At 61.2% G+C, this 24,115-nt stretch carries 24 protein-coding genes; 10 read left to right on the forward strand and 14 right to left on the reverse strand.

The annotated features are described in order from the left end of the window. The first annotated feature begins 7 nt into the window (after positions 1-7). Positions 8-1,321 carry an NAD-dependent dihydropyrimidine dehydrogenase subunit PreA gene (gene preA / locus RHSP_RS00325; protein WP_004107044.1) on the forward strand — a complete coding sequence of 438 codons (1,314 nt, stop codon included), beginning with the start codon at positions 8-10 and terminating at the stop codon, positions 1,319-1,321. Positions 1,322-1,458: 137 nt separating this feature from the next. On the opposite strand, the gene RHSP_RS00330 is transcribed toward preA, so the two are convergent. Further along, positions 1,459-2,103 carry a TetR family transcriptional regulator C-terminal domain-containing protein gene (locus tag RHSP_RS00330; protein WP_004107047.1) on the reverse strand — a complete coding sequence of 215 codons (645 nt, stop codon included), beginning with the start codon at positions 2,101-2,103 and terminating at the stop codon, positions 1,459-1,461. Positions 2,104-2,410: 307 nt separating this feature from the next. On the opposite strand from RHSP_RS00330, the gene RHSP_RS00335 reads away from it, so the two are divergent. Next, positions 2,411-3,664 (forward strand): Zn-dependent hydrolase, encoded by a 1,254-nt coding sequence (locus tag RHSP_RS00335; protein ID WP_037148635.1) that lies wholly within the window; start codon positions 2,411-2,413, stop codon positions 3,662-3,664. 48 nt (positions 3,665-3,712) lie between these two features. Further along, positions 3,713-5,167 carry a dihydropyrimidinase gene (hydA, locus tag RHSP_RS00340; RefSeq protein ID WP_004107051.1) on the forward strand — a complete coding sequence of 485 codons (1,455 nt, stop codon included), beginning with the start codon at positions 3,713-3,715 and terminating at the stop codon, positions 5,165-5,167. A 135-nt stretch (positions 5,168-5,302) separates the two neighbouring features. Here the strand turns inward: hydA and RHSP_RS00345 are convergent, their stop codons facing one another. Then, complete coding sequence (locus RHSP_RS00345; protein ID WP_004107053.1) at positions 5,303-5,716, reverse strand: cupin domain-containing protein; 414 nt, start codon at positions 5,714-5,716, stop codon at positions 5,303-5,305. Between the two features lie 124 nt (positions 5,717-5,840). On the opposite strand from RHSP_RS00345, the gene RHSP_RS00350 reads away from it, so the two are divergent. The 7 genes from RHSP_RS00350 to RHSP_RS00380 all read left to right on the forward strand — a co-directional run bounded on the left by RHSP_RS00350 (position 5,841) and on the right by RHSP_RS00380 (position 14,989). Then, complete coding sequence (locus RHSP_RS00350; protein ID WP_004107055.1) at positions 5,841-6,632, forward strand: ABC transporter ATP-binding protein; 792 nt, start codon at positions 5,841-5,843, stop codon at positions 6,630-6,632. Between the two features lie 222 nt (positions 6,633-6,854). Continuing rightward, positions 6,855-7,022, forward strand: coding sequence for a hypothetical protein (locus tag RHSP_RS35045; protein WP_167332636.1), 168 nt, complete (start codon positions 6,855-6,857; stop codon positions 7,020-7,022). A gap of 2 nt (positions 7,023-7,024) precedes the next feature. Continuing rightward, complete coding sequence (locus RHSP_RS00360; RefSeq protein ID WP_004107056.1) at positions 7,025-7,912, forward strand: ABC transporter permease; 888 nt, start codon at positions 7,025-7,027, stop codon at positions 7,910-7,912. Next, positions 7,909-9,042: an ABC transporter permease gene (locus RHSP_RS00365; RefSeq protein ID WP_004107058.1), complete on the forward strand. Its 1,134-nt coding sequence runs from the start codon at positions 7,909-7,911 to the stop codon at positions 9,040-9,042. The genes RHSP_RS00360 and RHSP_RS00365 overlap by 4 nt, the downstream gene beginning before the upstream one ends. A gap of 57 nt (positions 9,043-9,099) precedes the next feature. Continuing rightward, positions 9,100-10,068, forward strand: a complete 969-nt coding sequence (locus tag RHSP_RS00370; protein WP_037148641.1) for an ABC transporter substrate-binding protein — start codon at positions 9,100-9,102, stop codon at positions 10,066-10,068. A gap of 422 nt (positions 10,069-10,490) precedes the next feature. Next, on the forward strand, positions 10,491-11,651 hold the full coding sequence (locus RHSP_RS00375; RefSeq protein ID WP_240535330.1) for an efflux RND transporter periplasmic adaptor subunit: 1,161 nt from the start codon (positions 10,491-10,493) through the stop codon (positions 11,649-11,651). Positions 11,652-11,665: 14 nt separating this feature from the next. Beyond that, positions 11,666-14,989 carry an efflux RND transporter permease subunit gene (locus tag RHSP_RS00380; RefSeq protein WP_004107066.1) on the forward strand — a complete coding sequence of 1,108 codons (3,324 nt, stop codon included), beginning with the start codon at positions 11,666-11,668 and terminating at the stop codon, positions 14,987-14,989. Between the two features lie 38 nt (positions 14,990-15,027). Here RHSP_RS00380 and ureG read toward each other — a convergent pair whose 3' ends face one another. The 12 genes from ureG to RHSP_RS00435 all read right to left on the reverse strand — a co-directional run bounded on the left by ureG (position 15,028) and on the right by RHSP_RS00435 (position 23,991). Beyond that, positions 15,028-15,639 carry an urease accessory protein UreG gene (gene ureG / locus RHSP_RS00385; RefSeq protein WP_004107069.1) on the reverse strand — a complete coding sequence of 204 codons (612 nt, stop codon included), beginning with the start codon at positions 15,637-15,639 and terminating at the stop codon, positions 15,028-15,030. A 106-nt stretch (positions 15,640-15,745) separates the two neighbouring features. After that, positions 15,746-16,417: an urease accessory protein UreF gene (locus tag RHSP_RS00390; protein ID WP_037148677.1), complete on the reverse strand. Its 672-nt coding sequence runs from the start codon at positions 16,415-16,417 to the stop codon at positions 15,746-15,748. Between the two features lie 21 nt (positions 16,418-16,438). Then, positions 16,439-16,930 carry an urease accessory protein UreE gene (gene ureE / locus RHSP_RS00395; protein ID WP_037148650.1) on the reverse strand — a complete coding sequence of 164 codons (492 nt, stop codon included), beginning with the start codon at positions 16,928-16,930 and terminating at the stop codon, positions 16,439-16,441. A gap of 78 nt (positions 16,931-17,008) precedes the next feature. Next, positions 17,009-17,869: a GGDEF domain-containing protein gene (locus tag RHSP_RS00400; protein ID WP_037148652.1), complete on the reverse strand. Its 861-nt coding sequence runs from the start codon at positions 17,867-17,869 to the stop codon at positions 17,009-17,011. Positions 17,870-18,141: 272 nt separating this feature from the next. Beyond that, positions 18,142-19,854, reverse strand: coding sequence for an urease subunit alpha (ureC, locus tag RHSP_RS00405; RefSeq protein ID WP_037148655.1), 1,713 nt, complete (start codon positions 19,852-19,854; stop codon positions 18,142-18,144). A 3-nt stretch (positions 19,855-19,857) separates the two neighbouring features. Next, positions 19,858-20,481: a hypothetical protein gene (locus RHSP_RS00410; protein ID WP_037148681.1), complete on the reverse strand. Its 624-nt coding sequence runs from the start codon at positions 20,479-20,481 to the stop codon at positions 19,858-19,860. A 20-nt stretch (positions 20,482-20,501) separates the two neighbouring features. Next, positions 20,502-20,936 carry a lysozyme inhibitor LprI family protein gene (locus RHSP_RS00415; RefSeq protein ID WP_004107081.1) on the reverse strand — a complete coding sequence of 145 codons (435 nt, stop codon included), beginning with the start codon at positions 20,934-20,936 and terminating at the stop codon, positions 20,502-20,504. A gap of 20 nt (positions 20,937-20,956) precedes the next feature. Next, positions 20,957-21,262 carry an urease subunit beta gene (locus tag RHSP_RS00420; protein ID WP_004107083.1) on the reverse strand — a complete coding sequence of 102 codons (306 nt, stop codon included), beginning with the start codon at positions 21,260-21,262 and terminating at the stop codon, positions 20,957-20,959. Positions 21,263-21,272: 10 nt separating this feature from the next. Further along, the gene (locus RHSP_RS33250; protein WP_081615271.1) at positions 21,273-21,527 is read right to left on the reverse strand and encodes a DUF1272 domain-containing protein; all 255 of its coding nucleotides are present in this window, start codon (positions 21,525-21,527) and stop codon (positions 21,273-21,275) included. 7 nt (positions 21,528-21,534) lie between these two features. Then, positions 21,535-21,837, reverse strand: coding sequence for an urease subunit gamma (locus RHSP_RS00425; protein WP_004107086.1), 303 nt, complete (start codon positions 21,835-21,837; stop codon positions 21,535-21,537). Between the two features lie 142 nt (positions 21,838-21,979). Continuing rightward, positions 21,980-22,801, reverse strand: a complete 822-nt coding sequence (locus RHSP_RS00430; RefSeq protein ID WP_004107093.1) for an urease accessory protein UreD — start codon at positions 22,799-22,801, stop codon at positions 21,980-21,982. Positions 22,802-23,019: 218 nt separating this feature from the next. Beyond that, positions 23,020-23,991 (reverse strand): 2-hydroxyacid dehydrogenase, encoded by a 972-nt coding sequence (locus tag RHSP_RS00435; protein ID WP_004107096.1) that lies wholly within the window; start codon positions 23,989-23,991, stop codon positions 23,020-23,022. Positions 23,992-24,115: the final 124 nt, after the last annotated feature.

Below are 24,115 nucleotides of genomic sequence, written 5' to 3' on the forward strand. Positions count from 1 at the left end.
AACCGACATGGCTGATCTCCGCAATAACTTCATCGGCATCAAATCGCCGAACCCGTTCTGGCTTGCCTCCGCGCCGCCGACCGACAAGGCCTACAACGTCGAACGCGCCTTCAAGGCGGGCTGGGGCGGCGTCGTCTGGAAGACGCTCGGCGAGGAAGGACCGCCCGTCGTCAACGTCAACGGCCCGCGCTACGGCGCGATCTGGGGGGCCGACCGCCGCCTGCTCGGCCTTAATAACATCGAGCTGATCACCGACCGCGACCTCTACACCAACCTGCGCGAAATGAAGCAGGTGAAGATGAATTGGCCGGATCGCGCGCTCATCGCCTCGATCATGGTGCCTTGTGAGGAACAGGCCTGGAAGGCCATCCTGCCGCTGGTCGAAGAGACCGGAGCTGACGGCATCGAGCTCAACTTCGGCTGTCCGCACGGCATGTCCGAGCGCGGTATGGGCTCCGCGGTCGGGCAGGTGCCGGAGTATATCGAGATGGTCGTGCGCTGGTGCAAGCAGTACACCCGCATGCCCGTCATCACCAAGCTGACGCCCAACATCACCGACATCCGCAAGCCCGCCCGCGCCGCCAAGGCCGGCGGCACCGATGCCGTGTCGCTGATCAACACGATCAACTCGATCGTCTCGGTCGATCTCGACAGCTTCGCCCCCAATCCGACCGTCGGCGGCAAGGGTAGTCACGGCGGCTATTGCGGCCCGGCCGTCAAGCCGATCGCGCTCAACATGGTGGCCGAGATCGCCCGCGATCCCGAAACCCGTGGCCTGCCGATATCAGGCATCGGCGGCGTCACCACCTGGCGCGATGCGGCGGAATTCTTGGCTCTCGGCGCCGGCAACGTGCAGGTCTGCACGGCGGCCATGACCTACGGCTTCAAGATCGTCGAGGAGATGATTTCGGGCCTTTCCGACTGGATGGACGAAAAGGGTCACCGCAGCCTGGACGATATCATCGCCCGTGCTGTTCCGAACGTCTCCGACTGGCAGTATCTCAACCTCAACTACATCGCCAAGGCGAAGATCGATCAGGACGCCTGCATCAAGTGCGGCCGTTGCTACATCGCCTGCGAGGACACCTCGCATCAGGCGATCACCAACATGGTCGACGGCGCCAGACATTTCGAGGTGATGGACGAGGAATGCGTCGGCTGCAATCTCTGCGTCAGCGTCTGTCCTGTTGAGAACTGCATCACTATGGAAGAGCTGCCGGCAGGCAGCCTCGACAAGCGCACCGGCAAGATCGTCGACCCGAACTATGCCAACTGGACGACCCATCCGAACAACCCGATGGCGCGGCAGGCAGCGGAATAATAGGGGCAATATCCGGGTTGGTGCTACAGGGCGGTCGCAGCTTGCTGCGGTCGCCGCTGGCGTTGATCACAAGAAAACGGAGCTGAGTTCGCTCACCGCCAAGTACGGCACGATTCCTTCACGGATTGCGCCGCCGCTCATGACCGGCGGATGCCGAGACCGTCGACGAAGAGCTTTTCCAGATAGCGGGCGGCATCCTCGAATCGCCCCTCGCCCGCATGTTCTTGCCCCAGGACGGCGCGCACCTGCACGTCGAAGTCGGCATAATGCTGCGTGGTCGACCAGATCGAGAAGATCAGGTGATAGGGATCGCATTTGGTGATCTTGCCGGCCGTTGCCCAAGCGCGGATGACTTCGGCCTTCTCATCGACAAGGGCTTTCAGCGGCCCGCGTAGCTCGTCCTCGACATGCGGCGCGCCCTGCAGCATTTCATTGGCGAAAAGCCGGCTTTCGCGGGGGAAATCGCGCGCCATTTCGAGTTTTCGGCGGATGTAGGAGCGGATTTCGCTTTCGGGATTGCCGTTGGCATCGAAGGCGCGCAGCGGCTCCAGCCAGGTAAACAGCACGCGGTCGATCAGCGCCCGATGCATCGCTTCCTTGGTGCGGAAATAATAGAGAAGATTCGGCTTTGACATGCCGGCGACTTCGGCAATCTGGTCGATGGTCGTGCCGCGGAAGCCGTTTACGGAAAATACATCCAGCGCAGCCTCGAGTATGATTTCCTCTTTCTCTTCCTGGATTCGGGTGCGGCGCTGGGTCTTGGCGGCTCTGGGGATGGCCATGTGTGCTCTGTTTCTCCTTGAAATCCAAGCCTTTCGGCCGAGCTCTCATTCACCCTGTCGATGCATCGAATTTAGGCAATCGCCTGAAATTTTATCGGAAATTTTCGTGCTTTTCGTCTTGAGCCGCGCCACGGAAGTTGTAATGTTTACCAATCGGTCAAATTATCTGTCAGATGTTTCTTAAAGGCAACTGGCGATTTTCCGGGCGAGAAAAACAAGACGCCGCTCCGGAATCTGGAATAAGACCAACGGGAACAATCGGGCATGCACCTTGCGTGCCCAAAGACAAACAGGTGAGGATAGCATCATGGTGGCAGCGCCAGGAGAGAACATGCGTATCAATGGCGATCGCCTTTGGGATACGCTGATGGACATGGCGAAGATCGGCCCCGGCATTGCCGGCGGCAACAATCGCCAAACGCTGACCGATGCCGACGCCGAGGGACGTAGCCTTTTCAAGACATGGTGCGACAAGGCCGGCATGACCGTCGGCGTCGACAAGATGGGCACGATGTTCGCGACCCGCGCCGGCACCGACCCGAACGCGCTGCCTGTCTATGTCGGCTCGCATCTCGATACGCAGCCGACCGGCGGCAAGTATGACGGCGTTCTCGGCGTGCTCGCTGCGCTCGAAGTCGTCCGCACGATGAACGACCTCGGCATCAAGACCAAGCATCCGATCGTGGTCACCAACTGGGCCAACGAAGAAGGCGCGCGCTTTGCGCCCGCCATGCTGGCCTCGGGCGTTTTCGCCGGCATGCATACGCTGGAATATGCCTATGGCCGCAAGGACCCGGACGGCAAGACCTATGGCGACGAGCTGAAGCGTATCGGCTGGCTCGGCGACGAAGAAGTCGGCGCCCGCAAGATGCATGCCTATTTCGAATATCACATCGAGCAGGGCCCGATCCTCGAAGCCGAAAACAAGACCATCGGCGTCGTCACGCACTGTCAGGGCCTGTGGTGGCTGGAATTCACCCTGACCGGCAAGGAAGCGCATACCGGCTCGACGCCGATGGCGATGCGCGTCAATGCCGGCCTTGCCATGTCGCGGATCGTCGAGATGGTGCAGAGCGTGGCGATGGAAAACCAGCCGGGCGCCGTCGGCGGCGTCGGCCAGGTCTTCTTCTCACCGAATTCGCGCAACGTCCTGCCTGGCAAGGTGGTCTTCACGGTCGACATCCGCACCCCGGACAAGGCAAAGCTCGATCGCATGCGTGCCAGGATCGAAGCGGAGGCGAAAGAGCTCTGCGATGGTCTTGGCGTCGGCTGCTCGGTCGAAGCCATCGGCCATTTCGAACCGGTGACCTTCGATCCGAAGCTCGTTACATCGGTGCGCAACGCAGCCGAGAAGCTCGGCTACAGCCACATGAACATCATCTCCGGCGCCGGTCACGATGCCTGCTGGGCCGCGAAGGTCGCTCCCGCCACGATGGTCATGTGCCCCTGCGTCGGTGGCCTCTCGCACAACGAAGCCGAAGAAATCTCCAAGGAATGGGCCGCCGCCGGCGCGGATGTGCTGTTCCACGCAGTCGTCGAGACGGCGGAGATCGTGGCCTGACGGCCACGATTCCCAACATCGGAATTTCACACATCTGGAGCATGCGCCATGAGCACAGTCATCAAGGGTGGAACCATCGTCACGGCCGACCTGACCTATAAGGCGGACGTCAAGATCGACGGCGGCAAGATCGTCGAAATCGGGCAGAATCTCTCGGGCAACGAAGTGCTGGATGCCTCCGGCTGCTACGTCATGCCCGGCGGCATCGATCCGCACACTCATCTCGAAATGCCGTTCATGGGCACCTATTCCTCCGACGATTTCGAAAGCGGCACGCGGGCAGCCTTGGCCGGCGGCACAACGATGGTGGTGGATTTTGCGCTCCCCTCGCCCGGCCAGTCGCTACTCGAAGCGCTGACCATGTGGGACAACAAGTCCACCCGCGCGAATTGCGACTATTCCTTCCACATGGCGATCACCTGGTGGGGCGAACAGGTCTTCAACGAGATGGAAGCCGTCGTCCGCGACAAGGGCATCAACACCTTCAAGCATTTCATGGCCTACAAGGGCGCGCTGATGGTGGATGACGACGAGATGTTCTCTTCCTTCCAGCGCTGTGCCGAGCTCGGCGCATTGCCGCTCGTCCACGCCGAAAACGGCGACGTGGTCGCGCAGATGCAGGCAAAGCTGCTGGCCGCAGAGAATAACGGACCGGAAGCGCATGCCTATTCCCGCCCCGCGGAGGTCGAAGGCGAGGCAACGAACCGCGCCATCATGATCGCCGATATGGCCGGCTCGCCGGTCTATATCGTCCATACCTCCTGCGAGCAGGCGCATGAAGCCATTCGCCGCGCCCGCCAGAAGGGCATGCGCGTCTATGGCGAGCCGCTGATCCAGCACCTGACGCTCGACGAAAGCGAATATGCCAATCCGGATTGGGACCATGCCGCCCGCCGCGTCATGTCGCCGCCATTCCGCAACAAGCAGCATCAGGACAGCCTCTGGGCCGGCCTTGCCTCGGGTTCGCTACAGGTGGTCGCGACCGACCACTGCGCGTTCACGACCGAGCAGAAGCGCTTCGGCATCAACGACTTCACCAAGATCCCGAACGGCACCGGCGGCCTTGAAGACCGCATGCCGATGCTCTGGACCCACGGCGTCAACACCGGCCGCCTGACGATGAACGAATTCGTCGCCGTCACCTCCACCAACATCGCCAAGATCCTCAACATCTATCCGAAAAAGGGCGCGATCCTCGTCGGCGCCGATGCCGATATCGTCGTGTGGGATCCGAAGCGTTCGAAGACCATCGCCGCCAAGACGCAGCAGTCGTCGATCGACTACAACGTCTTTGAGGGCAAGGAAGTGACCGGCCTGCCGCGCTACACGCTGACGCGCGGCGTCGTCGCCATCGAGGAAGGCGCGGTCAAGACGAAGGAAGGCCACGGCGAGTTCGTCAAGCGCGATCCCTTCACCGCCGCCAACCGGGCGCTTTCGACCTGGAAGGAAGTCACCGCGCCGCGCAAGGTTCAGCGCAGCGGCATCCCCGCCAGCGGGGTATAAAGCTTGGGCACGGCACTTCGGCTCATCGGCCGCCTAGGGCAATTCCAGGAAAAGTGCGTAGCGGTTTTCCGTCCGGAATTGCGTAAAAACAAGGCGATAGAGCATTTTCGCGATTCGAGGAAAAGCGAAACGGCTCTAGCGCGGCACATACCGCTCCAAATCCGGCAGCAGAACCACGCTTTCCTGCTCGTTCGGATCGGTGCGGGCGATGACGGCTGTCGCCGGCTGGTCGCTGAGGTTGGCGGGAAGATGCGGAACGCCTGCCGGAATATAGAACATCTCGCCCTCGCGAACGATGACGTGCTCTTCCAGTTGGTCGCCGAACCAGCAATGCGTCTCGCCGGAAATCGCGTAGATCGCCGTTTCATGCGAGGCATGAAGATGCGCCTTGGCGCGGCCGCCCGGCGGGATGGTCAAAAGATGCATGCAGATCCCTGTCGAGCCCACTGTCTCGGCGGCGATCCCTTCAAAATAGTTGAGGCCCTGTTTTCCGGCATAGGTGCTGCCGGGCCGCACGACACGGCAGGTGGGCTTCGATGAAAGACGCATGGCATTGCTCCCCTGGATCCAGCAGCCGCAAGGCACCCTCGCCAATCCAGGCTGCAGCAATGTCAGACACGATAACACGCAATCCGCCCCGACCGAGCGGAGAAAACAGGACTGGTAGGTGTTAATGACGTCATCCGCTTCTTCCGTCGTCGCCGCGCGGAATCTCTGTCTCACCTACGATACGAACGACGGGCCGGTGCATGCACTGAGCAACGTCGACCTCGACGTTCGCAAGGGCGATTTCGTCTCCTTCATCGGCCCTTCGGGCTGCGGCAAGACCACCTTCCTGCGGGTCATCGCCGATCTCGAACGCAAGAGCTCGGGCGATATCACCGTCAACGGCATGTCGCCGGAAGAAGCCCGTAAGGCGCGTGCCTACGGCTATGTCTTCCAGGCGGCCGCCCTCTATCCCTGGCGCACCATCGAAAAGAACATCGCTCTGCCGCTCGAGATCATGGGCTATGACAAAAACGAACAGGACAAGCGCATCGCGCAGACGTTGGAACTCGTCAATCTCAGCGGCTTCGAGAAGAAATTCCCCTGGCAGCTCTCGGGCGGCATGCAGCAGCGCGCCTCGATTGCCCGCGCGCTGGCCTTCGATGCCGATCTCCTGCTGATGGACGAGCCCTTCGGCGCGCTTGACGAAATCGTCCGCGACCACCTCAACGAACAATTGCTGAAGCTGTGGAAGCGGACGAACAAGACCATATGCTTCGTCACGCACTCCATCCCGGAGGCGGTCTACCTGTCCACCAAAATCGTCGTCATGTCACCCCGTCCGGGCCGTGTTACCGACGTTATCGAATCGACGCTGCCGACGGAACGGCCGCTCGGCATTCGCGAAACGCCCGAATTCCTGGAAATCGCCCATCGGGTCCGCGAAGGTTTGAGAGCGGGGCATAGCTATGAGGAATAGGATGATGGATAGCTCCGTCGCGCGACGGCCCCTCACCCTAACCCTCTCCCCGTGCACGGGGAGAGGGAATGACCTCGGCAAGCCCGCCAACCTCATCCGCCGATGGGAAGGCTGCAGGCGCCTCCATCCTCTTCTGCCCGCCAAAACGGGGAGAAGGTGGCCGCCCTTCAATAAGTACTCAGAAGACCGGATGAGGGGCAGCGCCATGACAGGAGGAGTGTTATGAATCCGCAATTCCTCCTTTGGCTTGCCGGCGCGATGGCGATCTTCATCAGCGGAGCGACTGCTTCGCGCGCCTATATCGCCAGCAACAACATACTGGTCCTGATCTCGGCGCTCGGCGTCGCCGCCATGGCATTGATGCTGCTCCCCGCGCAAGGGAGGACATGACGATGGAGAAGGAACAAGTCTTCAAACACAAGATCCTGCCGGTCGGAACCATCGTGCTCGCGATCCTGGTTCTCTGGTATGTCTTCGCGGTCGTCCTCAACGCGCCGTTCCAGCGCGATCTCGACCGGCGCGCCAACGTCACCTCGACGACGATGGAATTCATCGGCAAGACGCTGGCCCAGCCGAAGCCGACCCTGCCCGCGCCGCATCAGGTGGCGCAAAACGTCTTCGAAAATACCTTCCTTCGCGCTCCCACAAGCAACCGCAGCCTCGTCTACAATGCATGGGTCACGCTGTCCTCTACAGCAGTCGGCTTCGCCTTAGGGACGGTGCTCGGCATCCTGATCGCAGTCGGAATCGTGCATGTCGTGGCGCTGGACCGCAGCCTTATGCCCTGGATCATCGCATCGCAGACCGTGCCGATCCTGGCGATCGCACCGATGGTCATCGTCGTGCTTGCCGCGATCAATATTACCGGCCTCATTCCGAAGGCGCTGATCTCGACCTACCTCTCCTTCTTTCCCGTTGCCGTCGGCATGGTGAAGGGGCTGCGCTCTCCGGAAGTCATGCATCTCGACCTGATGCGGACCTACAATGCCAGCGCCTCGCAGACCTTCTGGAAACTGCGCGTGCCAGCCTCAGTCCCCTTTCTCTTCACTTCAATGAAGGTAGCGATTGCCGCAAGCCTCGTCGGCGCAATCGTCGCCGAACTGCCGACGGGCGCCGTCGCCGGCATCGGTGCAAAGCTGCTGGCCGGCTCCTACTACAGCCAGACGATCGACATATGGGCGGCACTGGTGGCAGGCTCGATTCTGGCTGCGATGCTCGTCGCCATCGTCAGTGTCGCCGCACGCATCGTCGATCGCTCGATGGGAGGGAGAACGGCATGAAGCAGTTTCATTTCTCCTGGCAGGCCGTGGTCTCTCTTCTCCTCTGTCTCGTAGCGATCCCGGCGCTGCCGTTGCTCGGCTCGGATGCAGCCACGCCCGTCAGCAGCGGCACGACTTTCGTCATCTTCATTCTCATTGCCGCTGCCGCGCTTCTTTCGTTCATGAATATGTCCGAAACCCTTTGCGCCGCAATTCTCTTCTTCGCAGCCCATGCCGTCACCTGGTTGCTGCTGTCGGGGATCTCGGGCAACGAAGGCAAGGCGCAGGCGTCTTTCTTCCTTCTGATCGCCGCTGCCTGGCTGCTGGCCTGGCGTTGCGTCTCCATCCTGTCGACCGTCCGGTCGCTGTCGCCCGCCGGAAGCTATACGCTGCGGTTGCTGGTCCCGGCGATCTTCGGTGCATGGATCCTCATCATCTGGGAAGCCGCCACGCGCGGCGCCGGCATTCCCTTCATTCTGTTGCCGCCGCCGAGCGCAATCGGTGCGCGGATAGCCGGCTCCGTATCGACCTTGTGGACGGATGTTCAGCAGACGATCTTCAAGGCGGTGCTGTTCGGCTACATCATCGGCTGCGCCAGCGGCTTCATCGTCGCCATTCTCGCGGATCGCGTCGCCTTTCTGCGCCGCGGCCTGCTGCCGATCGGCAATCTGGTCTCCGCCTTGCCGATCATCGGTGTTGCGCCGATCATGGTCATGTGGTTCGGCTTCGACTGGGAATCCAAGGCCGCCGTCGTCATCATCATGACCTTCTTCCCCATGCTGGTGAACACGGTGGCCGGCCTTGCCGCATCCGGCAACATGGAACGCGACCTGATGCGCACCTATGCATCGAGCTACTGGCAGACGCTGTTCAAGCTGCGCCTGCCGGCTGCCGCGCCCTTTATTTTCAATGCGCTGAAGATCAACTCGACCTTGGCTCTTATCGGTGCCATCGTGGCGGAATTCTTCGGCACACCCATGTCGGGTATGGGCTTTCGCATCTCGACCGAAATCGGCCGAATGAATGTCGACATGGTCTGGGCTGAGATCGCAGTCGCCGCGGTCGCAGGCTCCGTCTTTTACGGTATCGTCGCCATTGTCGAGAGAATGACGACGTTCTGGCATCCGTCTATCCGCGGTGGGCAGACGTAATCCGGGATCCCTTCCAAGGGATCAAGGCATAACTTCAGAGGGAAAAAGGGTGAAGACATGAAAAAAATAATGCTCGCATTGATGGCAAGTGCAGTGACCCTGGCGGCCGCCCAGGCGGCAATGGCCGCCGACAAGGTAACGCTGCAGCTGAAATGGGTGGCCCAGGGCCAGTTCGGCGGCTATTTCGTCGCCAAGGACAAGGGCTTCTACAAGGAAGAAGGCCTCGACGTCGAGATCAAGCCGGGTGGCCCGGATATCGCCCCCGAGCAGGTCATCGCCGGCGGCGGCGCCGACGTCATCGTCGACTGGATGGGTGGTGCGCTCGTTGCCCGCGAAAAGGGCGTGCCGCTGATCAACATCGCCCAGCCTTTCGAAAAGTCCGGCCTGGAACTGATCTGCCCGAAGGATGGCCCGATCAAGACGGAAAAGGACTTCAAGGGCCATACGCTCGGCGTCTGGTTCTACGGCAACGAATATCCGTTCTTCGCCTGGATGCATAAACTCGGCCTGAAGACCGACGGCGGCAAGGACGGCGTCAACGTGCTGAAGCAGAGCTTCGACGTCCAGCCGCTCGTGCAGAAGCAGGCCGACTGCATCTCCGTCATGACCTATAACGAGTATTGGCAGGCGATCGATGCCGGCTTCAAGGCTGAAGACCTGACGGTCTTCAACTATACCAAGCTCGGCAACGACCTTCTGGAAGACGGCCTCTATGTCAAGGAAGACAAGCTGAAGGACGCGAAGTTCAAGGCCAACATGGTGAAGTTCGTCCGCGCTTCGATGAAGGGCTGGAAATACGCCGTCGAACATCCGGACGAAGCCGCCGGAATCGTCGTGGACAATGGCGGTCAGGACGAGAACCATCAGAAGCGCATGGCAGGCGAAGTCGCCAAGCTAATCGGCAGCGGCAAGCTCGACATGAAGCTCTATGACCGCACAGTCGAGGCGCTGCTCAATCAGAAGATCATCACCAAGAAGCCTTCCGGCGCCTATACGCACGATATCACGGACGCGGCGTTGAAATAGGTCCAATACCGGCCAACGGCAGAGAAACGCGCGGGGCTCATCACCACGCGCGTTTTTTTCATTTTGTAACAATAGCAACAAAAAGCTAGCTTTGCCGCCGCAGTTGCCTAAAAAGCGGTCAGTCATCAACTATTTGAATTGCGACATCACAATGCCGTGATTGCTTCGCATGGTTGCGACAGGTAGAAATACCCGCGAAATCATTTTCTCGTGATCTTGCGGGATTTGAAAACCGCTCCCATTTAAGAGAGCAAATTTAGGATGAGGATCTGCAAGCATGAAAGACGGATGTTGATCCGCCGGGAATAGCCGGCTCGCATGCATTGATCCCCGTATTCGCGACGGAAAACAGCGAAATCCCTTTGACCAATTGCCGAACTGGAACCGGACGCATGGCCTCCACGCCGTTTAGACTACTAAGCATGACTGCAATCCTGCTTTCCCTGCTGACAGCGCCCGCCGCACTGGCCGATGAGCCTGTCGTTACGAAACCGAAGCAGAATCTGCCCGCGATCGTCATCACCACCGCCGCCACGCGGAAGCTGACCGACAAGGTGGTTGCAACGGGCACAGTGAAGGCGGTCGAAGAAGTCTACATCCAGCCACAGGTCGATGGCCTCTCGATCCGCACGCTCGATGCCGATGTCGGCGACAAGGTCGAGGCGAACAGCACGCTCGCCACGCTCAATGACGACGCGCTGGTCCTGCAGAAGAGCCAGATGCAGGCAACGCGAGCCAAGGGCGAGGCCAGCCTTGCCCAGTTACACGCGCAGCTCACCGAGGCCCGCGCCAACGCCGAGGAGGCCGAACTGCAGCGCGTCCGCGCCGTCGCAATGGGCGCCAAGGGCACGATGTCGACCTCCTCCGTCGAACAGGCGAATGCCGCAGCGGCCGCCAACAAGGCGCGCGAGGCATCGGCCGAACAGGCGATCGCGGTTGCCGAGGCCGACCTCAAAGTCACCGACAGCCAGATCGCCGATACGGACCTCAAGCTCGCCCGCACCGGCATCAAGACCCCTGTCGCAGGCACAGTCGCGTCCCGCAGCGCTCGTGTCGGCGCCATCGCCAGCGGCAATGGCGATCCGCTCTTTACCATCATCCGCAACAGCCAGCTCGAACTGGTGGTCGACGTTTCCGAAAGCGATATCACCAAGATCGCCGTCGGACAGAAGGCCCGGATTTCGCTGTCGGGCAGCCGTGAAAAGCTTGCCGGCACCATCCGTCTCGTCGCTCCGATCGTCGATTCCGTCACCCGCCTCGGCGCGGTGCACATCTCCATCGACGACGGCGAAAAAGCCCGCGCCGGCATGTATGGCAGCGCCGAGATCATCATTCGCCAGGAAGAAGGCGTCGCCTTGCCGCTGACGGCCGTCAACACGGACGAAAACGGCTCCTCCGCCCGTAAGGTCGAGAACGGCGTCGTCAAGTTCGTGAATGTCGAGACCGGCATTCAGGATGGCGCCTATATCGAGATTCTCAAGGGCCTGAAGGCCGGCGACGATGTCGTTGCCAAGGCCGGCGCCTATGTCCGCGACGGTGACCGCATCACGCCCGTGCGCGATGCCTCGCAAGCCTCCAACTGAGCGAGAACGACCCCATGAACTTCTCCGCCTGGTCCATCCGAAATCCGGTCGCGCCGCTCCTCGGCTTTTTCCTGCTGATGATCGTGGGCGCACACGCCTTCTTCAATCTGCCGATCACGCGCTTTCCGAACATCGACGTGCCTGTTGTCAACGTCACCGTGACGCAGAGCGGCGCCTCGCCGGCCGAACTCGAAATGCAGGTGACGAAGGTGGTCGAAGACGCCGTTGCCGGCATCAACGGCATCGATGAGATACAATCGACCGTTACCGACGGCCAATCGCAGACCGTCGTCATCTTCCGTCTCGAAGTACCGACACAGCAGGCCGTTCAGGACACCAAGGACGCCATCGACCGCATCCGCGGCACCCTGCCGTCCACGATCGACCAGCCGATCGTCTCGAAGGTCGACGTCGTCGGCCAGGCGATCCAGAGCTTCGCAGTCTCCTCGCCCAACATGACCCTGGAAGAGCTGTCCTGGTTCGTGGACGACACGGTCAAGCGCGCTTTGCAGGGCAAGGCGGGCATCGGCCGCGTCGACCGCTATGGCGGCGCCGACCGCGAAGTGCGCATCGAACTCGATCCGAACAAGCTGAACGCCTATGGCATCACTGCGCTGTCCGTCAGCCAGCAGTTGCGCGGCACCAATATCGATCTCGGATCCGGTCGCGGCCAGGTCGCCGGCAGCGAGCAGGCTATCCGCGTGCTCGGCGACGCCCGTGCCGTCGCTCAGCTGGCCGACACGACGATTGCGCTGACCAACGGCCGCTTCGTCAAGCTCTCCGACCTCGGCGTGATCAAGGACACCTATCAGGAGCCGAAGTCGTTCTCGCGGTTCAATAGCGCCCCTGTCGTTACCTTCGGCGTATTCCGCGCCAAGGGCGCCAGCGAAGTGACCGTCGCCAAGACCGTCGCCGACACGCTCGACAAGGTGCGCGCCGAAAATCCGAACGTCTCGATCGAGATGATCGACGACGCGGTCTACTACACCTACGGCAACTATGAATCGGCGATGCATACGCTGCTCGAAGGCGCGCTCCTGGCCGTTATCGTGGTGTTCCTTTTCCTGAGAAACTGGCGCGCAACGCTGATTTCGGCGGTGGCATTGCCGCTGTCCGCGATCCCGACATTCTGGATCATGAACCAGATCGGCTTTTCGCTGAACCTCGTCAGCTTCCTCGCGCTGACGCTCGCGACCGGCATTCTCGTAGACGACGCCATCGTCGAAATCGAAAACATCTCCCGCCACATCAAGATGGGCAAGACGCCGTACCGCGCCGCCATCGACGCGGCAGATGAAATCGGCCTCGCCGTCATCGCGACGACCTTCACCATCATCGCGGTCTTCGTGCCCGTTTCCTTCATGCCAGGCATTCCGGGCCAGTACTTCATCCAGTTCGGCCTGACGGTCGCCTTCTCGGTGTTTTTCTCCCTGCTTGTCGCGCGTCTGATCACGCCGATGATGGCCGCCTACCTCATGCGCGCCGAAGACGGCGTCGACGATCATCACGACAATGACGGCCGCTTCATGCGCGGCTATAGCGCGCTCGTGCGAATGACGACCAAGAAGTGGTATACGCGCTACCCGACGCTGATTGCGGCATTCGCTTTCTCCATCGCCTCCGTGGCCGCGCTCATCATGTTCGTCCCCGGCAGCTTCATCCCGCCGGAAGACTCCTCGCGCATCGTGCTGTCGGCCGAGCTTCCCCCGAACGCACGGCTCGATGATACCGAGCAGGTGACCAATGAGATCTATCGTCGCGTCAAGGGCATCGACGGTATTGAAAACGTCTTCGTGCTCGGCGGCGCCTCGCCGAAAGGCGATCTGGAGCTGCGCCGCGCAACGGTGACGCTGGAGCTCGGCAAGCTCGACCAGTCGCTGACGAAGAAGCTCGTCAACGATGTCCTCGGCTCGCTGCCCGTCATCGGCCCCTACCTGCCGAAGGTCGCGGTGCATGGCCGCCTGCGCCCGCAATGGGAGGTGGAAAAGGAAGTCTTCGCAAAATTGCGCTCGATTCCGGACGTGCGCATCACCAAGCTCAACGACCGTGGCGACCGCGACCTGACCTATAATTTCCTTTCCCGTAGCGAAAAGGATCTGAAGCAGGCGGTCGGCATTCTGGAAGCAGAGTTGCGCACCGATCCGGCACTCGCAAACGTCAGTGCCGACGGCGCGCTGCCGCGTCCCGAATTGCAGATCTATCCGCGCAAGGACGAGGCGGCTCGCCTCGGCATCACGCCACAGATGATTTCCGACACGGTGCGCGTGGCCACCATCGGCGATATCGACGCTTCGCTTGCCAAGATCTCGCTCGACGATCGCCAGATCCCGATCCGCGTCCAGGCCTCGCTCGGCATGCGGCGCGATCTTGCCGCAATCCGCGCCTTGCGTATCAAGACATCCACGGGCGCCACGGTGCCGATGTCGACTGTTGCCGATATCGAATATTCCGAAGGCCTGTCGTCGATCAAGCGCAACAACCGCTATCGCGTCGTCGCCATCGGCGCCGATCTGCCGCAGGGCGTGGCGCTGGATACGGCATCGGAGCACTTCCTCGATATCGTCAATAGCGCCAGGATCCCGGCCACCGTACATCTGGCGGTGAGCGGCGACACCAAGGTCCAGAAGGAAATGGTGCAGAGCTTCGGCAATGCCATGCTGCTCGGCCTTCTGCTCGTCCTGACCGTGCTGATCCTGCTGTTCAAGGATGTGATCCAGCCCTTCACCATTCTGTTTTCGCTGCCACTGGCGATCGGCGGCGTGGCGCTGGCATTGATCCTGACCGGCAACGCGCTCTCCATGCCCGTGATGATCGGCATTCTCATGCTGATGGGCATCGTAACGAAGAACGCCATCCTGCTGGTCGATTTCGCCATCGAGATGATGCATCGGGGCATGCCGAGGCTCGATGCCGTCATCGAAGCCGGCCGCAAGCGCGCCCGTCCGATCATCATGACCTCGATCGCCATGTCGGCCGGCATGCTGCCGTCAGCCCTCGGCGTCGGCGAAGGCGGCACCTTCCGCGCGCCGATGGCGATCGCCGTCATCGGCGGCATCATCGTCTCGACGGTGCTGAGCCTGGTGGTCGTGCCGTCCTTCTTCCTGATCATGGACGACGTATCGCGCCTGCTCGGCTTCCTCTTCGGCAGGCTGGTCGGCAAGAAGGATGCGGATGATGAAGTGGTGACCAAGGAAGGCCTGGCAACCGCCGTCAACGAAAACCGCCAGTCGCTTGCCACCTTGGAGGAGCGCGTGGACGCCATGGAAAACAGGGATACGCGCGGCTCCAAGCCGAAAGGTACGAACGTGCTAAGACTGCCGCCTTTTGCGGCTGAATAGAGCAGCCTGTTCGGATCCTTGAATAATGACGGGGCGGCTCACAGGCCGCCCTGTTCCTTTAGGAAATCGACGATCTTGCTGACGCCCTCGCCCCGCTTCATGTCGGAAAAGACGAAGGGACGCGCCTGACGCATCCGGGTCGCATCGCGATCCATCACCTCAAGATCCACCTCGACGAAGGGCGCCAGATCCTTCTTGTTGATGACGAGAAGGTCCGATTTGGTGATGCCCGGGCCGCCTTTGCGCGGTATCTCCTCGCCCTGACACACCGAGATGACATAGATGGTGATATCGGCAAGATCGGGCGAAAAGGTTGCCGCAAGATTGTCGCCGCCGGATTCGATGAAGACTACGTCGAGATCGGGGAGCCGTTCGTTGAGGCCGGCAATGGCCTGCAGGTTGATCGTCGCATCCTCGCGAATGGCGGTATGCGGGCAGCCGCCGGTTTCGACACCGACGATGCGATCCGACGGCAGCGCCTGCATCCGCACCAACGCTTCCGCATCCTCCGTCGTATAGATGTCGTTGGTGACGACGGCGACGGAATAATCGTCGCGCATCGCCTTGCACAGCTTTTCCGTCAGCGCCGTCTTGCCCGAGCCGACGGGCCCACCGATGCCGACGCGCAAAGGTCCATTTCTCGATTTCATAGTCGCAACTCCGGTAAAATAGCAGGATAGCGAAGCATCCGCGCGCCGCACAGCGGTGAATGACGTAGGATGAACCTCGGCGGTGGGATTTTCTTCGGGCCGCGCATCACGAGCGAAAAAGCCGCGTCCTCTGGGTTTCGTGGCGCAGGCTCGCAATGTCGGCCTGCACGGTCGCTGCGCCGAGATCGTCGAGATCGGATTGCGCCGCGCGTTTCGCCACTTCGGCGATAACGTCCTCCAAGGCCGCGAGAACGGCGACGCCATCCTTCTGCCCGGTCACACCGAGCCGGATGCCGGCCGACAGCATCTGCGACGCAAGCGCATGCAGGAAGGCAGCAAGCGTCTTCTGAAGGGGAACATCATGCGCACGGGCAACGGCGCCCACTGCAACGGGATAGACGGTCTTTGCCGGCAGCATCGCAAAGATCTCGTGCGGCCAGGCACCGGCAGCCGCCAGAAAGGCCTCCCCAAGCAGCATGGTCTCGGTGTGGCGCTCCTTCGAGCCCGCCAACGCCTCGCCAAGTTCCGCCACGGCTGCGAGCCGCGGCGCGTCTTCTCCGGCATGGTGCGCTTCCGCCAGCAGAACGGCGTCGTTCCAGGCGGCGCCGTGGTGCATCATGGTCGCGATCCAGTCCCGCAGACTTCCGACATCATAAACCAGCCCGTCATGAACAGCGCGCTCGAGACCGCCGGAATAGGCAAAAGATCCCACCGGAAAAGCCGGCGACAGCCAGGCCATCAGCCGCAGCAAAGCCTGAAGATCGCGATCATCGGTCATCGCCATGTCGATCGCCTGCACTCAGTCATGGGAATGATGATCGTGCCCATGATCATGATGATGCCCTTGCGAATGGCTGCCGTGAGAATGATAGGCGCCACGCGCCGGCTGGAACGGCTCGCTGACCTCGGAAACCGTCGCGCCAAGCCCTTCGAGCATGGAACGGATCACATGATCGCGCAGAATGAGGATACGCTCTTCCTCGATTTGAGCGGAAAGATGGCGATTGCCGAGATGCCAGGCAAGCTCGACCAGATGCCGGCGATCCCGTGGCTTGATCTCGAAGAGCTTTTCGTCCGCCGCGACGATCTCGATCAACTCGCCGTCCTCTCGCACGAGCAGATCGCCATTGGCAAACAGCACCGGCTCCTTCAGGTCGAGCATGACCATCTCACCGTTTTCGAGGTGCAGCAGCTTGCGGCGCAAATGCCTGAGATCATGCGGCAGGACAACACGATCGATGGGATTGGAGGATGGAGTGCCGGCTGGCAGATAGGAGGTGACGCGTTGCATGGCGGATCCAAATTAAAGCTCCGCGGGAGCATGCAGAATAGTCGCTCCCCGCGCAAGCGCGAATGCCGCTCGGCGGCGCTACATGCGATACACGTAGCGCTGCAATTCCATGAGGGCCGGCGGGACATCCTCTTCCTGCTCGGTGGTATAGCGGCGCCAGACCTGAGACAGACGCTCGCGCTCGTGCACGACGCGATTGCGCCCGAGCGTCTTGGCCAGATAAAGCGCCTTGTCGGCGGCGGCATAGACGCCCTCCGTCTTGCGATCCTTGCCTATGTCGGCAATTCCGGCCGAGACGGTAATCTTGACCGAGCCACCGTCGATCGCGATCGGATGATTGGCGACCTGCTCCTTGATGGCTTCGACACGGGCAATGCGTTCATCGATATCACCACCATGGATAATCGCGCCAAACTCCTCGCCGCCGAGACGGGCGATCATGTCCTCACCCGTGAAGACACGCCCCAATATCTGCGAGACCGCGATGATCACGGCATCGCCGGATGCGTGACCGAAGCGGTCATTGATCGTCTTGAAGCGATCGACGTCGAAGATCACCAACGAGGCGCCGTGCCCGGCCTTGGTCAGCGCTTCCGTAAAGGCGCGGCGATTGAGCAGGCCGGAAAGCCCATCGGTACGGCTCAGCCGTTCGAATTCGGCACGGGAAACGGCAAGCTTGTGAATCGAGAAACCGGCCAATATCGCCAGCGCACCGGAAACGGTACCGCCGATGATCCAGGCGAGCAGAACGCCGAAACGCATGACCTCCATGATCGGCAATGGCAGGAGATCGAGCCATTGCAACACGGGAAGCATCGCGACCATGATCGCAAGCGACATGATGACAGCTGCAAAACTCATCTTAAGCGCGAAAATATAAATCGCACGCTTCTGCTGAAAATTGCCGACTTCGGCTTGCAGCGAAATCCATTGTTTCATGCGATTCACCTTCCTCTGCCACCGTTTCAGTCATGTGAGATAGGGGTGAAGGCGCTTCCAGGTCTTTAATGGAATCATTAAAATGCCCGGCATTTCCCAACTTGTGAACAATCTCTGATAGCCAGCCGCGCTCCCGCCTCCGCAAACCAGAAGGCGAAGTGCGGAACCGCCTCCACAAGCCTATGATAATGCTGAATTAACCGCATAAAACCACGAAGGCCCCGGAAACCGGGGCCCTCGCATGTGTCGCTGGCAACGAATCGGCGCGCTCTTTAGAAAAGGAAATAGCGCTGCGCCATCGGCAGCACCGTCGCCGGCTCACAGGTGAGAAGCTCGCCGTCCGCGCGCACTTCGTAGGTCTCCGGGTCCACCTCGATATGAGGGGTGAGGCTGTTATGGATCATCGACGCCTTCGAGATGCCGCCGCGAGTATTCCTGACCGGCAGCAGCGTCTTGGCGACGCCAAGCTTGCCGGCAAGCCCCGCGTCGAAGGCAGCCTGGGAAACGAAGGTTACCGAAGAATTCGTGCGATTCTTGCCGAAAGCGCCGAACATCGGGCGATAATGCATCGGCTGCGGTGTCGGGATGGACGCATTGGGATCTCCCATTGGCGCCGCAGCAATAGAGCCGCCAAGCAGAACCATCTCGGGTTTGGCGCCGAAAAAGGCCGGGTTCCAGATCACCAGATCGGCGCGCTTGCCGATCTCGATCGACCCGACCTCATGGCTGACGCCATGGGCGATGGCGGGATTGATCGTATACTTGGCGATATAGCGCTTCACGCGGAAGTTGTCGTTGTCGCCGACCTCCTGCGCCAGACGACCGCGCTGGCGCTTCATCTTGTCGGCGGTCTGCCAGGTGCGGATAGCCACTTCGCCGACGCGGCCCATGGCCTGGCTGTCGGATGAAATGATCGAGAAGGCGCCGATATCGTGAAGAATATCCTCCGCCGCGATCGTCTCCTTGCGGATGCGGCTTTCGGCAAAGGCGATATCCTCGGGGATCGACGGCGACAAATGATGGCAGACCATCAACATGTCGAGATGCTCGGCGATCGTGTTAACCGTATAAGGCCGCGTCGGATTGGTCGATGACGGGATGACGTTCGCCTGGCCGCAGATCTTGATGATGTCGGGAGCGTGGCCGCCGCCTGCGCCTTCCGTGTGGAAGGCATGGATCGTACGGCCCTTGATGGCGCCGATCGTATCTTCGACGAAGCCGCTTTCGTTCAATGTATCCGTGTGGATCATCACCTGCACGTCATAGGCGTCGGCCACGCTGAGGCAGCAGTCGATCGCCGCCGGCGTCGTACCCCAGTCCTCATGCAACTTAAGCGAGCAGGCGCCGCCAAGCACCATCTCTTCCAGCGCCGCCGGCAGCGAGGCATTGCCCTTGCCGGAAAGGCCGATATTCATCGGAAAGGCATCGAAGGATTCGATCATACGCGCCAGATGCCATGGTCCGGGCGTACAGGTGGTCGCAAGCGTTCCATGCGCCGGGCCGGTGCCGCCGCCAAGCATGGTGGTGATGCCCGACATCAGCGCTTCCTCGATCTGCTGCGGGCAGATGAAGTGGATATGGCTATCCATGCCGCCGGCGGTGACGATCTTGCCCTCGCCTGCGATCACCTCCGTGCCCGGCCCGACGATGATGTTGACATCAGGCTGCATATCCGGATTGCCGGCCTTGCCGATTGCGACGATGCGGCCGTCCTTCAGGCCGATATCCGCCTTCACAATCCCCCAATGGTCGAGGATCAGCGCATTGGTGACGACGGTGTCGACAGCTCCGTTCGCGCGCGTCACCTGGCTCTGCCCCATGCCATCGCGAATGACCTTGCCGCCGCCGAACTTCACCTCCTCGCCATAAGTGGTGAAATCCTTCTCGACCTCGATGAACAGTTCCGTATCGGCCAGGCGCACCTTGTCGCCGACCGTCGGCCCGAACATGCTGGCGTAGGAGGCACGGGAAATCCTGTAGGGCATGGGTCAGTCTCCTTGGGAGGCAGAAATGAGGTTCGTATCGACAAGGCGCTTGAGACGGCCGAGGGAAACATAGCCGTCGACAAGCCGCTGCTCGGCGGCAAAGGGATGCTCGTTCCAACCCGTATGGCTGAAACCGGTAATGGCGACATCGTCGTCGGGATAGCGGGCCAGTACCTCGGCGATGACGATCATGCCGCTGCTCGGCACGACATAAGAGCCGGGCTCATAGGCGGCGAGCGCCGTATCGACATCGTCGTGAACGGACTGATCGATCACGACATGCCGCTTGCCTGTGGCTTTGCAGAAGGCGGCGAACTGATCGGTGTAATCGTCGCAGAAATCATCGAGCTCCGGATGCGAGATCGCCAAGGACGCGCGCAAAGCAGCGAATTTGCGGGGATCGCGCACGCTCCAGATTTCCGAAGCTGAGGCAACGGCTGGGCTCTTTCGCCATTCCGCCGAGCCGAGCATGGCGCGCGCCGGCCGGCCGGTGTTGCAGACAGCAACGACATCGGTCCGGCTGCCGCCGGCACCCATCGAACGGCAGTCGTTGAAGCGGATCACGAGATCGGCAGCATCGATTGTCGCTGCCGCCCCTGCGGCGATCTCTCCATTGCCGACGATCACCACCTTGCGTCTATTGCTCACTAATTGCCTCCGAGCCCGTCGGCGAGCTCTTTCAGTTCCTTGGTCCGCTTCCTGGTCAAATCCGCTTTGCAGCCGGAAACCATCATGGGCTCCATGGAGCCGCCGCGTGCCTGGAACCCTTGCGCCTCACACTCACCGTCGCGATAGTCCACCCAGGCGCGCTGCGCCTTGATGAGCGCCTTTTCAGCCCCCTTCATGTCGTTGTCGAGATCCGAATCGATGGCAGCCATCGCAGCGCGGGTTTTCTTGTATTGTACGTTCAGCGCCTTATCGGCGGTGTCGAAATCGAGCGCAGCACAGATGTTCATATCCGTCTGCGCCTCTGCCTTGGCGCAATCGATCTTCTGTTCATCCGGATTGTTCTGCGCAAAGGCCGGACCGCAGATCAGTGCTGCGGCAAGAGCTGCAGCAGGCAAAAGCAATTTCAACGACATCGAACTCCCCCAAAGAAGACCTAGAGCTTGCCCATGATCTGCTGACGGAAGCCATAGACTTCGCGCTTGCCCGATAGCGGAATCAGCGTCACCGAGCGCGTCTGGCCCGGCTCGAAACGCACCGCGGTTCCCGCAGGAATATCGAGCCGCATGCCCCTCGCCTTGTCGCGATCGAAGGCAAGCCCGGCGTTGGTTTCGGCAAAATGATAATGGCTTCCGACCTGCACCGGTCGATCGCCGGTGTTGGAAACCTCAAGCGTCACAGTCGGCGCTTCGGCATTGAGCTCAATGTCGCCGCTGGCAGCGATGATTTCACCTGGGATCATGGTTCTCTCCTCATGCTGCCCGAACGGGAGCGCATCCCTCGGCCTTCAGAACACGTTTCGTCGAAGCAGGATATTTGGCGAGCAGTGCCCCCGGGCGAGCGGGGCGCTGGACGAATTCGCCGCCGCAATTCGGGCAGCGACCACCCAAGACCTTGTCGACGCAATCCGTGCAGAAAGTGCACTCGAATGTGCAGATCATCGCCTCCCGGCTTTCCGGCGGCAAATCCCCGTCGCAACACTCGCAATTGGGTCTGAGTTCCAACATGGCTGCCTCAGCGGATGGGTTCGTGCACGGTGACGAGCTTCGTTCCATCCGGGAACGTCGCCTCCACCTGAATATCGTGGATCATCTCGGCGATGCCCTCCATCACCTGATCGCGGGTAATGACGTGAGCGCCGGCCTCCATAAGCTCCGCGACCGGACGGCCGTCGCGGGCGCCCTCGACCACGAAATCGGTGATCAGTGCGATGGCTTCGGGATGGTTGAGCTTGACGCCGCGCTCCAGCCGTCGCCGCGCCACCATTGCCGCCATGGAAATCAGCAGCTTGTCTTTTTCTCTCGGAGTGAGGTTCATCGCCTACCTATCGGATTGCTGTTTCTAGAGCATGATGCCGAAAAGTCTGAGCGGTTTTCGGACGACATCATGCTCTACTTTTTTGATTCTGGAGCCGGATGATTTTAGGTCAAGCAGGCCTAAAATCATCCGGCTCTTGGGACTACAGGTTCCAGACTTTCGGCACTGGCGCTCCGTTGCGCAAGGTGGAAATGACCGGAATCAGGACTTTTCTGAGCGCGAAGCCATCGGCAGCGGCAAGCCGCAGCACGAGCTTGTCTTTCCACTGGCTGGCGCCTGCCATATGCGCCTCGACCAGCGGCCGGACCCGGCTGAGATAGGTCTCCGCCAGCGCTCCGGTATAGAGCACGGTCGCGAAGGCAACCTGGCCGCCGAGCACAGCGCTCTTGGCCGTTAACGCCGCGATATCGCCATCGAGCCGCAGCTCCTCGGCGTGGATCAGGCATCCGCTGCGACGGATGCGCCAGCGGTCGCGAAACAGCCCTTCGGCCATCGCCTCGCCCATGGCCTTGCGCCCAAGCAGGATCGCTTCGATGGCAAGAAATTCAGCCGTTTCGTCAAGCTCGACATCCAGCCTGCGCGAGAGCGAGGCGCGCTCGAACAGGATGGTTTCCTGCGGCAGCCAATCGACGCGCGCACCAGACCCCACGCTGATGGAGGTCCCGACCTCGGCGGTGTCGCTGGAAGCCTTATAGATCTTCTCGCAGGCCTGCGTGGTCACGTCGATACGCGTGCCTGGCCCCGCGACGATGCTCCAATCCATGCGGTCGCCGCCGGTAAGGCCGCCGGCCGTGTTGATAATGACCGCTTCCATGGAGCTATCGAAGGTCTCAGGCAGACGAATCTTTGCCGCGCCCTCCTGAAACAGCTCGGCAAGGCGCGTGCGGCCGCCAAGCGACTTGGCCGCAAGATGGCCGCGACCACGCGCCCTCTGCGGTCTTGTGCCTATGGCCGTCAATGCCATTTCGTCTCTCCGGTTGCCACATCGCGCGGATATCGGATCATTGAAACCCGCAACGAAATAAAGGCAAGCAATTTCTGTGCCTTACGCGATCATCTGCGATGACGCCCCCAATCCCGGGTGCGTGTGCATCGCCTTTCGGCAAACGCCGAAAAGAAAGGCATCTGCGTCCGATTGCAGATGCCCGCAATTCGCCCGGTCGTCTTACGAGAGGAAGTGCGTCAGACCACGCGGTCCGGCGGCTCGCGACCGGCGAAGAAGGCGGTGACATTGTCCACCACCTTCATGCCCATGGCCGTGCGGGTCTCTTCGGTGGCGCTGCCGAGATGCGGCAGAAGCACGACATTGTCCAGCACCCTCAGCCGCTCCGGCACATGCGGTTCCGCCTCGTAGACATCGAGGCCGGCGCCGCGGATCGTGCCTTGCTCAAGCGCCGCAATCAGAGCCGCTTCGTCGATTACGTCGCCGCGCGCGGTATTGATGAGGAAAGCACCCGGCTTCATGGCGGCGAGACGTGCCGCGTTCATCAGATGGCGATTTTCCGCGCCGCCAGGGCAGTGAAGGGAAACGAAGTCGGAGACCTGGAGCACATCCTCCACCGTCTGCAGTTGCCTGGCGCCATAGCGCGCGGCCTCCGCCGGATCGACGACTGAGCGATTGTAGAAGACGACATCCATGCCGAAGCCGAAATGGCAGCGCTGCGCAAACGCCTTGCCGATGCGGCCGAAGCCGATGATGCCGACAGTCTTGCCGGTAACCTTAGTGCCGACCAGGTGCGTCGGTCGCCAGCCGGTCCACGCTCCAGCGCGCAACTCCCGCTCCCCTTCCCCGCCCCGCCGCGCGACGGAGAGCAAGAGCAGCATGGCGATATCGGCGGTGCAATCGGTGAGTACGCCCGGCGTATTGGTGACGACGATACCCTTCGCCCTGGCGGCGGCGACATCGATGTGATTGAAGCCGACGCCGAAATTGCCGATGATCTTCGACTGGACAGCATCACCCTCGAAAAGCGCCGCGGGAAGCCTGTCGGAAACGGTGGGGAGAACGGCGTCATAGGAGAGAAGCGCATCCCGCAACTGCGCCGCATCGAGCGCGGCATCGTCCTTGCTCAGCGTGGCGTCGAAACGTTCCGAAAGGGCCGCCTCGACTGAAACCGGCCAGCGGCGTGTAACAAGAACCCTGGGTTTGCTCATGCTGCTTATCCTCCTGCCTGTAACGGGCAGATTTAAAGCAGGTCTGCTGCGAAGGAAATGCCGATCCTCCGCCTATGGTAACGAAAAAAGCCCGGCGCGTAGCCGGGCTTTGCAGATCGTGTCG

It is taken from the genome of Rhizobium freirei PRF 81 (assembly GCF_000359745.1).
Lineage (GTDB): Bacteria > Pseudomonadota > Alphaproteobacteria > Rhizobiales > Rhizobiaceae > Rhizobium > Rhizobium freirei.

Bases quoted from the DNA above. Each gene is read 5' to 3' on its own strand.
- preA (WP_004107044.1), top strand. From the start codon at position 8: ATGGCTGATCTCCGCAATAACTTCATCGGCATCAAATCGCCGAACCCG.
- RHSP_RS00330 (WP_004107047.1), bottom strand. From the start codon at position 2,103: ATGGCCATCCCCAGAGCCGCCAAGACCCAGCGCCGCACCCGAATCCAG.
- RHSP_RS00335 (WP_037148635.1), top strand. From the start codon at position 2,411: ATGGTGGCAGCGCCAGGAGAGAACATGCGTATCAATGGCGATCGCCTT.
- hydA (WP_004107051.1), top strand. From the start codon at position 3,713: ATGAGCACAGTCATCAAGGGTGGAACCATCGTCACGGCCGACCTGACC.
- RHSP_RS00345 (WP_004107053.1), bottom strand. From the start codon at position 5,716: ATGCGTCTTTCATCGAAGCCCACCTGCCGTGTCGTGCGGCCCGGCAGC.
- RHSP_RS00350 (WP_004107055.1), top strand. From the start codon at position 5,841: ATGACGTCATCCGCTTCTTCCGTCGTCGCCGCGCGGAATCTCTGTCTC.
- RHSP_RS35045 (WP_167332636.1), top strand. From the start codon at position 6,855: ATGAATCCGCAATTCCTCCTTTGGCTTGCCGGCGCGATGGCGATCTTC.
- RHSP_RS00360 (WP_004107056.1), top strand. From the start codon at position 7,025: ATGGAGAAGGAACAAGTCTTCAAACACAAGATCCTGCCGGTCGGAACC.
- RHSP_RS00365 (WP_004107058.1), top strand. From the start codon at position 7,909: ATGAAGCAGTTTCATTTCTCCTGGCAGGCCGTGGTCTCTCTTCTCCTC.
- RHSP_RS00370 (WP_037148641.1), top strand. From the start codon at position 9,100: ATGAAAAAAATAATGCTCGCATTGATGGCAAGTGCAGTGACCCTGGCG.
- RHSP_RS00375 (WP_240535330.1), top strand. From the start codon at position 10,491: ATGACTGCAATCCTGCTTTCCCTGCTGACAGCGCCCGCCGCACTGGCC.
- RHSP_RS00380 (WP_004107066.1), top strand. From the start codon at position 11,666: ATGAACTTCTCCGCCTGGTCCATCCGAAATCCGGTCGCGCCGCTCCTC.
- ureG (WP_004107069.1), bottom strand. From the start codon at position 15,639: ATGAAATCGAGAAATGGACCTTTGCGCGTCGGCATCGGTGGGCCCGTC.
- RHSP_RS00390 (WP_037148677.1), bottom strand. From the start codon at position 16,417: ATGACCGATGATCGCGATCTTCAGGCTTTGCTGCGGCTGATGGCCTGG.
- ureE (WP_037148650.1), bottom strand. From the start codon at position 16,930: ATGCAACGCGTCACCTCCTATCTGCCAGCCGGCACTCCATCCTCCAAT.
- RHSP_RS00400 (WP_037148652.1), bottom strand. From the start codon at position 17,869: ATGAAACAATGGATTTCGCTGCAAGCCGAAGTCGGCAATTTTCAGCAG.
- ureC (WP_037148655.1), bottom strand. From the start codon at position 19,854: ATGCCCTACAGGATTTCCCGTGCCTCCTACGCCAGCATGTTCGGGCCG.
- RHSP_RS00415 (WP_004107081.1), bottom strand. From the start codon at position 20,936: ATGTCGTTGAAATTGCTTTTGCCTGCTGCAGCTCTTGCCGCAGCACTG.
- RHSP_RS00420 (WP_004107083.1), bottom strand. From the start codon at position 21,262: ATGATCCCAGGTGAAATCATCGCTGCCAGCGGCGACATTGAGCTCAAT.
- RHSP_RS33250 (WP_081615271.1), bottom strand. From the start codon at position 21,527: ATGTTGGAACTCAGACCCAATTGCGAGTGTTGCGACGGGGATTTGCCG.
- RHSP_RS00425 (WP_004107086.1), bottom strand. From the start codon at position 21,837: ATGAACCTCACTCCGAGAGAAAAAGACAAGCTGCTGATTTCCATGGCG.
- RHSP_RS00430 (WP_004107093.1), bottom strand. From the start codon at position 22,801: ATGGCATTGACGGCCATAGGCACAAGACCGCAGAGGGCGCGTGGTCGC.
- RHSP_RS00435 (WP_004107096.1), bottom strand. From the start codon at position 23,991: ATGAGCAAACCCAGGGTTCTTGTTACACGCCGCTGGCCGGTTTCAGTC.